The 14,404-nt window shown below is 71.8% G+C and carries 11 protein-coding genes; 4 read left to right on the top strand and 7 right to left on the bottom strand.

Annotation, left to right across the window (positions count from 1 at the left end; genetic code table 11):
- Positions 1–17 precede the first annotated feature (17 nt).
- Both VM306_RS36390 and VM306_RS36395 read left to right on the top strand, forming a co-directional pair.
- Positions 18–2,777, top strand: a complete 2,760-nt coding sequence (locus VM306_RS36390; protein WP_414672497.1) for a sensor domain-containing protein — start codon at positions 18–20, stop codon at positions 2,775–2,777.
- A 126-nt stretch (positions 2,778–2,903) separates the two neighbouring features.
- On the top strand, positions 2,904–3,821 hold the full coding sequence (locus VM306_RS36395; RefSeq protein WP_325523154.1) for an NADP-dependent oxidoreductase: 918 nt from the start codon (positions 2,904–2,906) through the stop codon (positions 3,819–3,821).
- 4 nt (positions 3,822–3,825) lie between these two features.
- Here the strand turns inward: VM306_RS36395 and VM306_RS36400 are convergent, their stop codons facing one another.
- The 3 genes from VM306_RS36400 to VM306_RS36410 all read right to left on the bottom strand — a co-directional run bounded on the left by VM306_RS36400 (position 3,826) and on the right by VM306_RS36410 (position 6,397).
- On the bottom strand, positions 3,826–4,194 hold the full coding sequence (locus VM306_RS36400) for a MerR family transcriptional regulator (RefSeq protein ID WP_325523156.1): 369 nt from the start codon (positions 4,192–4,194) through the stop codon (positions 3,826–3,828).
- A 195-nt stretch (positions 4,195–4,389) separates the two neighbouring features.
- Positions 4,390–5,829, bottom strand: coding sequence for an NAD(P)/FAD-dependent oxidoreductase (locus tag VM306_RS36405; RefSeq protein WP_325523158.1), 1,440 nt, complete (start codon positions 5,827–5,829; stop codon positions 4,390–4,392).
- Between the two features lies 1 nt (position 5,830).
- A complete protein-coding gene (locus VM306_RS36410; protein WP_325523160.1) occupies positions 5,831–6,397 on the bottom strand; it encodes a hypothetical protein in 567 nt (188 codons plus the stop codon).
- A 107-nt stretch (positions 6,398–6,504) separates the two neighbouring features.
- On the opposite strand from VM306_RS36410, the gene VM306_RS36415 reads away from it, so the two are divergent.
- A complete protein-coding gene (locus VM306_RS36415; protein WP_325523162.1) occupies positions 6,505–7,089 on the top strand; it encodes a TetR/AcrR family transcriptional regulator in 585 nt (194 codons plus the stop codon).
- Position 7,090: 1 nt separating this feature from the next.
- Here the strand turns inward: VM306_RS36415 and VM306_RS36420 are convergent, their stop codons facing one another.
- Positions 7,091–8,032, bottom strand: a complete 942-nt coding sequence (locus tag VM306_RS36420) for a ketopantoate reductase family protein (protein WP_325523164.1) — start codon at positions 8,030–8,032, stop codon at positions 7,091–7,093.
- Positions 8,033–8,052: 20 nt separating this feature from the next.
- The gene (locus VM306_RS36425; RefSeq protein WP_325523166.1) at positions 8,053–9,237 is read right to left on the bottom strand and encodes a cytochrome P450; all 1,185 of its coding nucleotides are present in this window, start codon (positions 9,235–9,237) and stop codon (positions 8,053–8,055) included.
- 159 nt (positions 9,238–9,396) lie between these two features.
- Here VM306_RS36425 and VM306_RS36430 point away from each other — a divergent pair, with 159 nt between their 5' ends.
- Positions 9,397–10,053, top strand: a complete 657-nt coding sequence (locus VM306_RS36430; protein WP_325523169.1) for a helix-turn-helix domain-containing protein — start codon at positions 9,397–9,399, stop codon at positions 10,051–10,053.
- On the opposite strand, the gene VM306_RS36435 is transcribed toward VM306_RS36430, so the two are convergent.
- The gene (locus VM306_RS36435) at positions 10,010–12,313 is read right to left on the bottom strand and encodes a hydantoinase B/oxoprolinase family protein (protein WP_325523171.1); all 2,304 of its coding nucleotides are present in this window, start codon (positions 12,311–12,313) and stop codon (positions 10,010–10,012) included. The two genes, VM306_RS36430 and VM306_RS36435, sit on opposite strands and share 44 nt — an antisense overlap.
- The gene (locus VM306_RS36440) at positions 12,310–14,403 is read right to left on the bottom strand and encodes a hydantoinase/oxoprolinase family protein (protein WP_325523173.1); all 2,094 of its coding nucleotides are present in this window, start codon (positions 14,401–14,403) and stop codon (positions 12,310–12,312) included. The genes VM306_RS36435 and VM306_RS36440 overlap by 4 nt, the downstream gene beginning before the upstream one ends.
- Position 14,404 lies beyond the last annotated feature (1 nt).

A 14,404-nucleotide genomic window follows, 5' to 3' on the forward strand; every position in this document is an offset into this window, starting at 1 on the left:
TGCGGTAGGACTTCACGATGGCCACGCCACCGGGAATACGAGGGACTGCTGATTCCGGGAGTCAGAACGTGAGCGGCCTGATCGGTGACGCGGAGTTCGACCACGAGCTGCTGGCCGACCTCGGGACGTCGATCGGGGCCGCCGTGGTGTGGTGGCTCGACCTCGGCGACGAGCAGCTCGGCTGGATGCCGGGCCTCGACGCGGTGGTCGGCGTGCCCGGCGCGGACCCCGGCACCGTCCGCGCCCGGCTGGCGGGGCTGGTCGAGCCGCTGACCGTGGCCGCGAAGACGGCGCCGGCCTGGCAGGACTTCGAGCTGGTCCAGCCCCTCGACACCCCGGACGGCCGGCGCTGGCTGCAGTTCCGCGCCCGCGTGTCGGCCCAGGACTCGGCACGGGCGCTGGTCGGCGTCGTCGCCGACGTGACCCGGCGGCACAACCAGCAGCAGGAGCTCGCGGACCTCGCCGACCGCTACCGGTTGCTGGTGGAGCTCGCGCCCGAGGCCATCGTGGTGCACGAGGGCGGCCGGATCGTGTACGCGAACCCGGCCGCGGTCCGGTTCGTGCGGGCGCGCTCCGACGCGGACCTGATCGGGCGGCCGATCACCGACTTCGTCCACCCGGACTCGCGGACCGAGATGCTGCAACGCATCGCGAAGCTGACAGAGCCGGGCACGACGAGCGACCCCGCCGACGCCGTGCTGCTGCGGTCCGACGGCGGGACCACCGACATCGAGTCGGTCTCGGTGCGCACGACCTGGGAGGGCAAGCCCGCGTTCCAGGTGATCATGCGGGACGTCACCGAGCAGAAGGCGGCCGCGGCGACGTTGCGCTACCAGGCCGCGCTCGTCGCGCACGTGAGCGACGCACTGATCGCGACCACCTCCGAGGGGGTCGTGACCAGCTGGAACCCCAGCGCGGAGACCGTCTACGGCCGCAGCGCCGCCGACGCGATCGGGCGGCCGATCAGCGAGGTGGTGGGAGCGCCGCTCGACCCGGCGGCGGTCCTGGAGGCGGGAGGCGTGGTCCAGGGAGACCACCGCAGAGCCGACGGCGAGGCGCTGTCCGTGCGGGTCTCGGTCGCCAGGATGGACGACGGGTACGTGCTGATCTGCGCCGACGAGACCGCCCGCCGGCGCGCCGAACGCCACTTCACGGCGGTGGTCGCCGCCATCGAGGAGGGCGTGCTCGTCGTCGGCTCCACGGGCCTCGTCGAGTCCGTCAACCCCGCCGCCGAACGGATCCTCGGCGTGAGCGCGCAGGAGGCGATCGGCGAGCTGGCGTCGTCGACCGAGCTGCACGACGAGACCGGCCAGCCCATCCCGCACTCGCACTTCCCGTCGGCGATCACCAGGTCGACCGGCAAGGCGCAGCACGGGCGGATCGTCAGGGCGCTGCGGCCGGACGGAAGCCGCGTCTGGCTGTCGCTGAGCGCCCGCGCCCTCACCCCGGACGGCGATCTCCCGTCGGCGACCGTGGTGTCCTTCACCGACATCACCGAACGCCGCATGATCGACAGCCAGCTGGAGCACGAGGCGACGCACGACGCGTTGACCGGCCTGTTCAACCGCACGGTCACCATCAACCGGCTCAGCCCGCGCGAACGGGCGCACCGGTCGGGGCTCACCGCGGTGCTGTTCATCGACCTGGACAAGTTCAAGGTCATCAACGACTCCCTCGGCCACAGCGCCGGCGACGAGGTGCTGCGGATCGTCGGCACGCGGCTGAGCCTGAGCGCCCGCCGCGGCGACGTCGTGGGAAGGCTCGGCGGCGACGAGTTCACCGTCATCGCGTACGGCGTGACCGGACCCGACGAGGCGACCGCCATCGCCGACCACGTCCGCGCGGAGCTGAACAAGCCGATCACCGTCGACGGCCGGCAGCTCCACGTCGACGCGAGCGTGGGCATCGTGCTCGCCGAACCGGGCGACTCCCGCGACGGCTCCGACCTGCTGCGCGACGCCGACCTCGCGATGTACCAGGCCAAGACCAGGGGCCGCGGCCGCATCGCGTTCTTCGACGTCGAGCTGCGCGAACGCATCCAGCGCCGCCTGCAGCTGGAGCAGGACCTGCGCATGGCGCCGCTGGGCGACGAGCTGTGGCTCGCCTACCAGCCGATCGTCGACCTGCGCACGAACAGGCGCACCGCCGTCGAGGGCCTGCTGCGCTGGACGCACCCCCGCTACGGCCTGATCCTGCCCGGCGAGTTCATCACGCTCGCCGAGGAGAGCGACCTGATCAACATCGTCGGCGCCCACATGCTCTACACCGCGTCCCGCGAGATCACCGCCCAGGCACCGGAACTCCAGCTGACCGTGAACCTGTCGGCACGCCAGCTCGACGACCCGTGGCTCGTGTCCTCGGTCCGCAACGCCGCGCACAAGTCGGGCCTGCCCCCGAGCTCGCTCTGCCTGGAGATCACCGAGAGCGCTCTCATGCTCGACCCGGCGCTGGCGGCCCGCACCCTCTCCGCGTTGCGCGACCTGGGAGTGCGGCTCGCGATCGACGACTTCGGCACCGGCCACTCCTCGCTGGCCCAGTTGCTCACCCTGCCGCTCGACACGCTGAAGATCGACCGCTCCTTCACGGCGGGCCTCGGCCGTTCCGACGAGGCGGAGGCGATCGTCACGAGCATCATCGCGATGGCCCACGCCGTCGACCTGACCGTGATCGCGGAGGGCGTCGAGGAGGTCGAGCAGCTGGAGATCCTGCGGGCGCTCGGGTGCGACCAGGCGCAGGGGTACTACCTGGGAAGGCCGGTGCCGCTCGCGGAGCTGTGACCTCTCGGCCGGCGGCTTCCGAGTCGCCCGCGTCACATCCGCTGGAACTTGACACCAATGTCAACCCATAGCGTCGAAATCACCTCGTTCCGGCCGTCGGAACGTACACGGTGGAGGAGACAGACGATGGGCAAAGCTTTGGGGTACAGGAGTTTCGGCGGAGCCGAGGTCCAGGAGTTCATCGAGCGGCCCGACCCGGTGCCCGGCCCGTCCGAGGTGCTCGTCCGGGTCGCGGCCGCCGGGGTCAACCCGCTCGACCACCACCTGCGGTCGGGGCACATCCCCGTGATGAACGGCCACGTGCCCTTCCCGCAGGTCCTCGGGATGGAGGCGGCCGGGACGGTGCTCGCCGTCGGCGGCGACGTGACCGGGCTGGCCGTCGGCGACCGGGTCACGGGGTTCGCGATGACGTTCGCGGGCACGTACGCGGAGACGACGTTGCTGCTCGGCGAGTCCACGGCCCGCATCCCCGACGCGCTGCCGGAGACGTGGGCGGCGACCATTCCCGTCGCCGGCACCACGGCGCTGGACGTGATCGACCAGCTCGACCTGCCGGCCGGTGCGTCGGTGCTGGTCAACGGGATCGGTGGTGGTGTCGGCATCGCGGTCGCCCAGGTCGCCCGCGACCGCGGGCTGGTCGTGACCGGCACGGCCAGCACGGCCAAGAAGGACCTCGTGACGGCGACCGGCGCGACCTTCGTCGACTACACGGAAGGCGATGTCGCCGAACGGCTGCGCGGCTCGCGTTTCGACGCCGTGGTCGACACCGTCGGTGGCGAGTCGTTGCGGGAGATCGCCGCGCTGGCGGCGGAACCGCGGTCGGTCGTCTCCATCGGGGACCAGTCGGTGACCGAGCTCGGCGGCGTCGTCGTCCAGCGCCGCCTCGACCGGTCGGGACTCGAACGCGTCGCCGAGCTGATGGTCACCGGACGCCTCGACCCGCACATCACGGCGACCTACCCGCTCGCGCGGGCGCACGAGGCGCTGGCACTCGTGGAGTCGAAGCACGCCACGGGCAAGGTCGTCATCGACCTGAGCCTCTGACCGCTCAGGCGGCGCCGATCCGCTGCCGGTGCCGGGTGTTGATCTCGATCAGCTCGTCGAGGGACGCCCTCGCCTCGACGAGCCGGTCGATCTCGGCGGTCAGCCTGTCGCGTTCCCCCGTCATGGCGGTGAAAGCGTCCTCGGCGACGGCCGTGTCGTCACTCTCCACGCAGGGCAGCAGGCGGGCGATCATCCTGCTGCCCAGCCCCGCCTCGAACAGCCTGCGGATGATCTCGACCCGCGTCGCCGCCGTCGGCGGGTAGTGCCGCTGCCCGCCGACGGACCGCGTGCTGTGCACGAGTCCCTGCTCCTCGTAGTACCGCAACGAGCGGGCGCTGACGCCAGTCAGACGGGCCAGTTCTCCGATTCGCATGACACCACACTAGGGCGTGTCCCGTGAGTCCGTCCGATGAGAGTCACGGTCGAGAGTCCCGGGGGCGGTGCCGCCGCGACGCCCTCATACCGGGCGTATTCGGGTGTTGCGGCGGTGCCGCCTCCGGGGCCCTCGACCGCGACTATCGCGGGCGAGACTCACGGGACACGCCCTGGGCCTGTCCGGACGGCAGGGTCAGCGACCGTAGGCCTCCAAGAGCCGCAACCAGACTTCGCTGACGGTCGGGAACGCCGGGACGGCGTGCCACAACCGTTCGATCGGCACCTCACCGGCGATGGCGATCGTCGCGGCGTGCAGCAACTCCGCCACGTCCGGGCCCACCAGGGTGAAGCCGACGACCACCCGGCGGTCCTCGTCCACCACCATCCGGGCGTGGCCCCGGTAGCCCTCGGCGTGCAGGGCCGACCCGGCGGTGGCGGCCAGGTCGTGGTCGACCACCCGGACGCGCAGGCCCGCGGTCTCGGCAGCGGCCGCGGTGAGGCCGACCGACGCGATCTCCGGCTCGGTGAAGACCACCTGCGGCACCGCGCGTTCGTCGGCGGTGGCCACGTGCCGGCCCCACCGGGCGTCGTCGACCTGCTCGCCCCTGGCCCGCGCCACGATGACGTCGCCGACCGCGCGGGCCTGGTACTTGCCCTGGTGCGTCAGCAGAACGCGGCGGTTGACGTCGCCCACCGCGTACAGCCGGCCGTCGGCGACCGGCGTGCCGTCCTCTCCCACGACCCGCAGGGTGTCGTCGACCGCCAGCCAGGCGCCCGGCTTCAGGCCGACGGCGTCGAGGCCGATGTCCTCGGTGTTCGGCGTGCGGCCGATCGCGACGAGGAGCTCGTCGGCCTCGATCCGCTCGCCGCTGGTGAGGGTGATGCGCACCGTGCCGTCGTCGTCGCGGCGCACCGAAGCGGCCTCGGCGCCGACGCGCACCGACACACCGGCTGCCCGCAGTGCCTCGGTGACGAGCTCTCCGGCGAACGGCTCCTGGAGGTGCAGCACGCCGTCACGGGCCAGCATCTCGACCGACGCGCCCAAGCTCGCGAACGCGGTCGCCATCTCCGACGCCACCACGCCACCACCGATGATCGCGAGACGCCCGGGAACCTCCTTGGCGGCAACGGTTTCGCGGCTCGTCCACGGCGCCGCGGCGCGCAGGCCGTCGATGTCGGGCACCAGCGCGCCACTGCCGGTCGCGACGACGACGGCGTGCCGCGCGGTCAGCGTCGTCGTGGTGCCGTCGTCGCCGGTCACCTCGACTACCCGGTCCGAGGTGATCCGCCCGTGCCCGCGGTGGAGCGGGATCCCGGCCTGCTCGAGCCAGGCCACCTGCCCGTCGTCGTTCCAGTTCGACGCGAAGGCGTCGCGGCGGGCGAGCACGGCCGCCACGTCCAGCTCGCCCGTCACCGCTTCCCGCGCACCGGGAACCCGTTGTGCGGCACGGAGTGCGGCGGCGCTGCGCAGCAACGCCTTGGTCGGCATGCAGGCCCAGTAGGAGCACTCGCCGCCGACCAGTTCCCGTTCGACGACGGCGACGCTCAAGCCGCCCTGCACCACGCGGTCGGCGACGTTCTCGCCCACCGGTCCCGCGCCGATGACCACGACGTCGTACGTTCCGGCGGCCATGTCAGCGCTCCCCGGTGACGCGACGGAGACGCAGTGCCGAGACGAGGAAGAACACGCCGCCGACGACCGCGTACCCGGCCACGGTGGTCAGGGAGGGGTCGGGTGCGGAGGCACCGAGGACGAACGTGGTGCCGACCGCCACGGAGAGGCCGCCGCTGAGGATCATCGGCCACTGCCCGCCCATCGGGCGGCGGACGACTCCCACGACCAGCTGGACGAGCCCGGCGACGATCGCCCAGGCGCCCCACACGACCAGGACGGCGGGCACACCGGAGGCTCCGGCGACGCCCAGGCCGACGGCGGCGAGCAGGCTGATCACGATGTTCACGTACAGCCCGTACGAGGGCGTGGTGGCACGCGACGCGCGGACGTCGACGACGGCGGCGGCCACGTCGAACAGCGGGTACAGCACGAGCAGGGCGATGCCGGGCGCACCGAGCCGTGCCCCGGTGGCGAACACGAGGCCGGCCCAGACCAGGGCGAAGGCGAACCTCACCAGGTAGAGCCGGCGCAGCGCGTGCGCCACCGGGACGGCGGACGGGCCGACAGGCGTGTCGACGGTGGTCATGGTGGTCCTTCCGAAGCCAGAGAGAACGAACGTTCTATCGCAATGGAGCATGTCGGCTCGCCGCCGACAAGTCAAGACAGAACGTTCTCTCTGCTAGCGTGGGCACCATGCAGCGCAGCGACTCCCAGGGGCGGCCGTCCGAGGCGCGGTCCCGCCTGCTCGGCACGGCGGCCAGGCTCTTCTACTCCGAGGGGATCCACGCCGTCGGCATCGACCGCATCGTCGCCGAGGCGCAGGTGACGCGTGCGACCCTCTACCGGCACTTCCCCGGCAAGGAGGACCTGGTCCTCGCCTACCTGGCCGAGGCGGACGACACCATCCGCGGCCTGGTCGGCCACACCGCCGATCTTCCCGCGGCCGACACCCTCCTGGCCGTCGGCAGGTCGATCGCCCAGGGCATCCGCGGCGAGGACTTCCGCGGCTGCGCCTTCCTCAACGCCGTCGCGGAGTACCCCGACCCCGCGCATCCCGTGCACAGGGCCGTTCTCTCCCACCGGCAGTGGTTCCTGGAAGTCGTCACGGACCTGATGAACCGGGTCGGGGAAGGACCCGCCGAGCCCGCCGCCCGCCACTTCGTGATGCTGCGCGACGGCGCCATGGCCGCCGGCTGCCTCTACGACCCGGACCTGGTCTGCGAGACGTTCCTGCGCGGCGTCGACGGACTCCTGCAAGCCCACGCCAGGGAAGCCTGACTCAGGCGAACGCGGGCTCCAGCGCCTCGAGCCGGGGCAGCCGCACCCCGAGCCGCCGCGCCTCCGCCAGCACGTCCCTGGCGTAGAGACCGGCGAGCTCACGGCTCATCTGGCCGGTGCGTTCCAGCTGTTCGAACAGGAACGCGGCCATGTTGTCGCCACCGAGAGCCTTCTGCAGGACGAAGCTCAGCAGCCCCACGGGCACGCGCGACATCAGCTTGGCGCCGATGCGCGGGGTCCCGCCCTTGGCCTCCAGCAACGGGACCATCTCCCGGACGAGCAGGACGGACTCGCCGATGGCGGCCCGCGACCCCAGGAAGCCGGCCAGGCCACCGGCCGACAGCACCTTCGCCAGGAGCCCGGCGTCCAGGATGTAGTGGAACCACAGCCAGCTGCGGAAGTCGGGCGCCTGCGTCACCGAGAACCCCGCGTCCTGGAACAGACCGCGCACCGCCCGGTACCTCGCGCCGCGGTTCGAGCTGTCGCAGAACCCGAGGAAGACGGCCTTCATGACACCACCGGCGAGCCTGGACCCGGTGAATCCCCCGCCGCCGCCGGGGAATCCCCAGACGACCTGGTCGGCCGGCAGCGCGGAGACCACGGCCGCGGGGTCCTCGAACATGTTGCCGAACATCAGCACGGTGGCGCCGCCGACGCGGGTGCCGAGGAACTCGACCGCGGCGTCCAGCTGGCCGGGGTTGACGCTCAGCAGGATCAGGTCGTAGTCGTGCCCGGCGTCGAGCTCCTCCCGCAGGGTGACCGGCCACCGTTCGGCCACCGCCGCGCCCTTCTTCCTGCCGTCCCTGATCTCCAGGGAGATCTCGGGGCCGAACTGGGCGGCCCTGCCGGGCCGGACGTAGAAGTCGACCTCGTGACCCGCCTTCTCGAACGCCCAGCCGTAGAGCGCCGCGATCGTGCCGCGTCCGAACATCAGAATCTTCATCGAGCTTTCTCCAAAATGGGTCACCAGGTGACGGGAAGTGCGGTCACCCCGTAAACGGAATTGAAAACGCGGAACTCGACCTCGTCGTCCGGAACCGCGAGCGAAAGGGCGGGAAAACGCCGGAACAACGCGGGGAACGCGACGCGCATCTCGAGCCGGGCCAGCGGTGCGCCGAGGCAGTGGTGCACGCCGTGACCGAACCCGAGGTGCCCGGCCTCGCCGCGGCGGATGTCGAGCGTGCCGGGGTCGGCGATGAACCCGGGGTCGCGGTTGGCGCCGGGCAGGGTGACCACCACGGTGTCACCGGCGCGGACGGTGACACCGGCGATCTCCACGTCGGTCGTGGCGGTGCGCTGCACACCGGTGTGGACGACCGAGAGCCATCGCATGAGCTCCTCGACCGCCGGCTCCACGGCGGCCGGGTCGTCGCGGACCGCGGCGAGCTGATCGGGGTGGCGCAGGAGCGCGAGCGTGCCCAGGGCGAGCATGTTGGCGGTGGTCTCGTGCCCGGCGACGAGCAGCAGCAACGCCATCCCGGCCAGCTCGGCGGTGGTCAGCTCGTCGCCGTGCTCGCGCACCAGCATCCCGAGCAGGTCCTCACCGGGCTTCTCCCTGGTGCGCACCACGAGCCCGGTCAGGTACCGGTGCAGCTCGGCCATGGCGGCATCGCGTTCGTGCGCGGGTCGCGACAGGTCCATGTTGCGGGCGCTGCGCTCCTGGAACTCGCCCCGTTCCTCCCACGGCACCCCGAGCAGCTCGCAGATCACCAGCGACGGCACGGGCAGCGCGAAGTCGGCGACGAGGTCGGACGGCGCGCCCTTCCGCTCCATCGCGCCGAGGTGGTCCTCGACGATCCGCTCGACGCGCGGGGCGAGGAGCCGCATCCGGCGGTGGGTGAACTGACCGGTGAGCATCCGGCGCAGGCGGTGGTGGTCCGGCGGGTCGGTGGCCAGCAGGTTGCCCGCCGTGGACTCGCCGCCGGCCAGCGGCGACATGGCGTTGCTGAACCGGGTCGTGTCGGCCAGCACGGCCTTGACGTCGGCGTGCCGGGCCACCAGCCACGCGGACTCCCCGAACAGCCAGGGAATCCGCGCGATGCCCTCGTGGTCCCGCAGCGCGAGCAACTCCGGCACCGGCTCCATTCCCACCCGTCGCATGGGCAGCGGAACGTCCGCAAAAGGCGGAACCGGGCGCGTTTCAGCCACGGGGAATCTCCTCGGAATTGGTGGAAACCGATCTTCACCACCAACGTAGCCCGGTAACTGGAAAACGGAGTCCGCTTGCCCGGAAGTGAGATCAACGCCCGCGCGAGCGACTCACTTCGTCCACTGGAGATTCTTTTCCACGTCGGGTTCACTGGAGAGATGGCCGAACCGACCGACCTTCGCGCCGACGCCGCGCGCAACCGGACCCGCATCGTCGAGGCGGCCCGCGACCTCTTCCGCACGCGCGGCATCGACGTCCCGATGAGCACGATCGCCCGGCGCGCCGGGGTCGGCGTGGCGACGTTGTTCCGGCGGTTCCCGAGCCGGGAGGCCCTGGTGGCCGAGGTGTTCGCCGAACAGCGGGCGCACTGCGAGGCTCTGCTGCGGAAGGCCGTCGCCGACCCCGATCCGTGGAACGGGTTCCGGCGGCTGCTCGAGTTCATGTGCGCCGAGCAGATCGAGGACCGCGGCTTCACCGAGGCGTTCCTCGCGTCGTTCGCCACCGGGAGCGCCCACTGGCAGCAGCGCGTGGTCGCCGAGTCGGCGTTCGACACGCTGGTCCGCCGCGCGCAGGACAGCGGCAGGCTCCGGCGGGACTTCGCGGTCAGCGACCTGGTCATGCTCATGATGGCCAACGCCGGTCTGCGCAACGCCCCGCCGGAGCACGCCCGCGATCTGTCCCGCCGTCTCCTGGACTACCTGCTCCAGTCCTTCGGGACCGAGGGCGACGCTCCTCTGTCGCCCGCGAGCCCCCTCGGCCTGGCCGACCACCTCACGGCGCACTCCGGTAGTCGTCGTGCGGCAGCGGGTGGCTGACCGGGACCACCCGTGAGCTGACCGCGGTCAGGCAGCCGGGGCACAGCAGCTGGCGGAACACGATCTCCTCGTCGACGTACTCCGACGGGTCGTGCCAGATGTGCGGTCCCGCTTCGGCCGGCGCCGTCTCACGCCGCGCCAGCCCGGTGACGAACGCACCGCCCTCCAAGGGACCGATCTTCGTGCCGCAGTGGACGCACACGACCGTCGAGTCCAGCACGGCGAGGTTGTCGTCGAGGCGGCGTGCCGCGGTCAGGTCCACCGGGCTGACCACCTGGAGTCCCGGGCCGGTCAGTCCCGCGCCGGTCGCGCGCCGATGCCGGAGTGCCGCGCGTGCGTCGCCGGTGGCGGTCGCGTCCACCTCACCGTCCTCCGCGAGCACGACGCCGTAGACGTCCCGTGCGGCCTCGGCCGACACGCGGGCCTGCCGCACGTCCTCGACGACGCTGTCCGCCTGGCGCAGCAACGGGTCGCCGTAGCCGCCGCCCGCCTGCCAGTGCAGGTACAGCGCGTCGCCGGGACCGAGGTCCGACTCGCCCTCGCAGGGCAGCACCTCGACCCGGCCGCCCAGCTCGCCGAGGCCGGCGGGGATCGACTTCGCCCCCGCGAGCCGCGGCAGGTCGATGCCGCGCACCACGAGGTCGAGCTGGGAGTTGCCGGGATGGCCGCCCGCCAGGCCGACGTTCTGGTTCGCCGCCTTGCCGTTGCCGGAGACGACGAGCGACATCCGTCCACTTTGGTCGGGGTGCTGCACGTAGCAGACCGAGCCGCTCATCCCGCCCCGCTGCCTGCCCGGCCCGCCGGAGTCGATCTGCTCGCGGCGCCACAACGCGACCAGCGGGTACAGGTACTCGGTCATCTCGACGTCGGGTGCCCGCGCGGACGGGATGATCAGCCGGCCGCCGGTGTCGACGCCGTCGTGGTGGACCTGGGCGCCGTAGCCACCGGCCATGACGTCGAAGATGGGCGACACGAACCGCTTTCCCGCCCCACCGCGAACGTCCACACCGGACACGACGCAGAGGTCCGTGGTGCCGTTGCAGATCGACTGGACGTCGGCGCGGTGCGCGGGTTCGGCGTCGAGCATCTTCGCGAGCACCTCGGCGACGAGGTTGCCCGCTCCCCACGCCGGTCCGAACGGCCCCTTGCCCACCGCGGCGGGGAACGACGCGTTGGTGATGGTGTCCTCGTCGGTGATGATCTCGAAGCACCGCATCAGCCCGCCGGCCGCCCACGGGATGTCGCCCGCGAGCAGCGGCAGCACGGTGAAGACGATGCCCGCCCGCAGCCCGGGGTACGGGCAGTTGATGATGCCGGTCTGCCCGGCGGTGCCGCGGAAGTCGAAGACCAGCCGGTCGCCCTCCTTGGTCATCGCGACCTTGATCGCGTGCAGGTTCCGGTCGCCGGTGCCCGACTGCTCCTGGTACCCGACCGCGGTCCACGTCCCGTCCGGCAGGTTCCCGAGCTTGGCCCGCAACCGGTGCTCTGCGTCGTCCATCATCCGGCGCATCACGGCCTTGACGGTGCCGGCGCCGTACTTGGCGACGAGCCGCAGGACCTGGTCGATCGCGTTCTTGTTGGCGGCGACCTTGGCGCGCAGGTCGAGCCCCACCAGGTGCGGCAGCCGCGACCGCCGCACCCAGGCGTCGGCGACGTCGCGTTGCAGCACGCCACCGCGGACGACCTTCAACGGCGGCGTCGGAACGGCCTCGCCGAAGACGTCCTGCGCCGACGGGCTGAACGAACCGGGGCGCGGCCCGCCGAGGTCGACCTGGTGGGCGATCGCCGTGGTCCAGCCGAACAGCTCGCCGTCGTGGAAGATCGGCGCGAGGATCGCGGCGTCGTTCTGGTGCAGGCCGCCGCCGATCCACGGGTCGTTGCACAGGAACATGTCGCCCTCGGCGATGCCGGGGTTGTCGGCGCGGTGGCGCAACGTCCAGGTGATGGCGAGGTCCATCGACCCGATGAGGCCGATGTTGTAGGTGCCGACCTGGACCTGTTCGCCGAGCTCGTCGCAGATGGAGAAGTTGAAGTCGTTGGACTCGGTGACGACGTGCGAGCCCGACATCCGCCGCAGCGTCTCCCCCATCTCCTGGGTGATCGCCCAGAGCCGGTGCCGCACGACCTCGTAGGTCAGCGCGTCGACCTGCTCGTCCCCGGCCTGGTGCAGCCGCAGCGCCGGGGAGATCTGCCGCAGCAGCTCCTCGCGGGACAGGGGCCGGCTGGTGAACTCGTCCGCGCCCGGGATTCTCGATGTCATGAGGGCTGTCCTCCCTGGTAGCGCAGCACGAGGTTGCCGAGGTGGTCGACGCGACCGGTGACACCGTCCGGGACCACGACGACCGTGGCCGGGACCTCGACGATCGCCGGTCCTTCCAGCACGTGGCCCGCGCGCAGCCGAGCGTAGTCGTAGACGGGGGTCGTCACGAACCCGCGCCGCGAGTCGAGGCAGACGCGCCTCTCCCCCGCCAAAGCCGGTGACGGGTCGGCACTTGCGGCCTGCTCGACCTCCGGCAGCGCGACGGGGAAACCGAGGCCCGCCTTGGCCCGCACGCGGTAGGTGATCGCCTGCACCCCGGCCTCGCGGTACCCGGCGCCGCTGCCGTTGATGCGCTCGTACTGCTGCTCGAACCGTTCGAGGATCTCGTCACCGGTGCGCTCGGTGAACCTCGTGTCCGGCACCGCCGTCGCGAGCTCCGTGACCTGCATGGAGTACCGCAGGTCGACCTCGCGGTACAGCTTCACGTCGTGGAACTCCACCTTCTGCCGGTCGAGCGCGCGCCGCAGGTCGGCTTCGAGCCGGTCGTAGTGCGACTCCAGCACCGCGTGGTCGACGGGGAACGACGACGGGTCCGACAGCTCCGCGCTCAGCGCGACGTCCGACGCGGCCAGCCCGTACGCGGAGAAGGCCGACGCGACAGGACCCAGCGGCACGACGACTTCCCGCACACCCAGGTCCTGGCAGTAGCCCGCGCAGTGCGCCGGTCCCGCGCCACCGAAGGCGTAGACGACGAAGTCCCGCGGGTCGTACCCGGCCTGCACGACCGCGCGGCGAAGCAGGTCGCCCGCCTGGGCGTTCTGCACCTCGTGGATGGCGATCGCGGCCTCCTCGACGGTGAGCCCGAGCGGTTCGGCCACGTGCTCGCGGATCGCCTCGCGCGCCAGGTCCATCCGCAACGGCTTGCGGCCGCCGAGCAGCCCGCGTTCGCTGAGGATGCCCAGCACCAGGTTGGCGTCGGTGTTGGTGGGCCGCGTGCCGCCGTTGCCGTAGCAGGCCGGTCCCGGCACGGCCTCGGCGCTCCGCGGGCCGAGGCGGAGGTTGCCGCCCGCGTCCACCGACGCGAGAGCCCCGCCACCGGAACCGATGGTGTGCACGCGGATCGTCGCCGCGTTGATCGGGAACTGGTTCACGATGGAACCGGGCGCCATGACCGGTTCGCCGTCGACGATCAGCCCGGCGAGGAACGTCGTGCCACCGACGTCGGTGGTGATGACATCGCGGTGCCCCAGCTGTCCGGCCAGTCGCATCCCGCCGATGACACCGCCGGACAGGACCGAGCCGATCGTCGTGATGGCGTGCTCGGGAGCCCGGTCGGCGGTGATCGTGCCGCCTTCGCTCTGCATGACCAGCAGCGGTCCCTTGAGCCCGCCCTCCTCCAGCTGCTTCCGCAACGGCAGCAGGTAGGTGCGCAGCCGCGGGCCCACCTGGGCGTTCATGATCGTGGTGGAGGTGCGGGCGAACTCGCGGATGCGCGGGCTCACCTCGCAGGAGAGCGTGACGTACAGGTGCGGCGCGATCTCGTGGACCAGCTCGCGGACGCGTTGCTCGTGGGCGGGGTTCTTGAACGACCACAACAGGCACACGGCGATCGCCTCGACACCTTGGTCCACGAGGAACTGCGCGACTCGCCGGACCTCGTCCTCGTCCAGCGGCACCAGCACGTCGCCGGCGTAGTCGATCCGCTCCGTCACCTCGAGCGCCCGGTACTTCGGGATCAGCGGCGCCGGTTTGCGCTGCCGCAGGGTGTCCTGAATCTCGTGCGCCGAGCGGCCGAGCGTGCGGCCCTCGGCGTTCATGATGTAGATGGCGTCGCGGTGGCCCTTGGTGGCGATGAGACCGACGTCGGCCACCTCGCCCTGGACGAGGGCGTTGATCGACGCGGTCGTGCCGTGGGCGATGTAGTCGGTCTGCGCCAGCAGCTCGCCGACGTCGATGCCGAGCTCGGCCGCGAGGTCCTCGATCGCCCTCATGACACCGACTTCGCGGTTCGGCGGGGTCGTCGGCGTCTTGGCCGACACGATCCGCCCGGCTCCGTCGGACGCCACGGCGTCGGTGAACGTGCCGCCCACG

Origin of the sequence: Lentzea sp. (assembly GCF_035525475.1) — a bacterium.
Classification (GTDB): Bacteria; Actinomycetota; Actinomycetes; order Mycobacteriales; family Pseudonocardiaceae; genus Lentzea.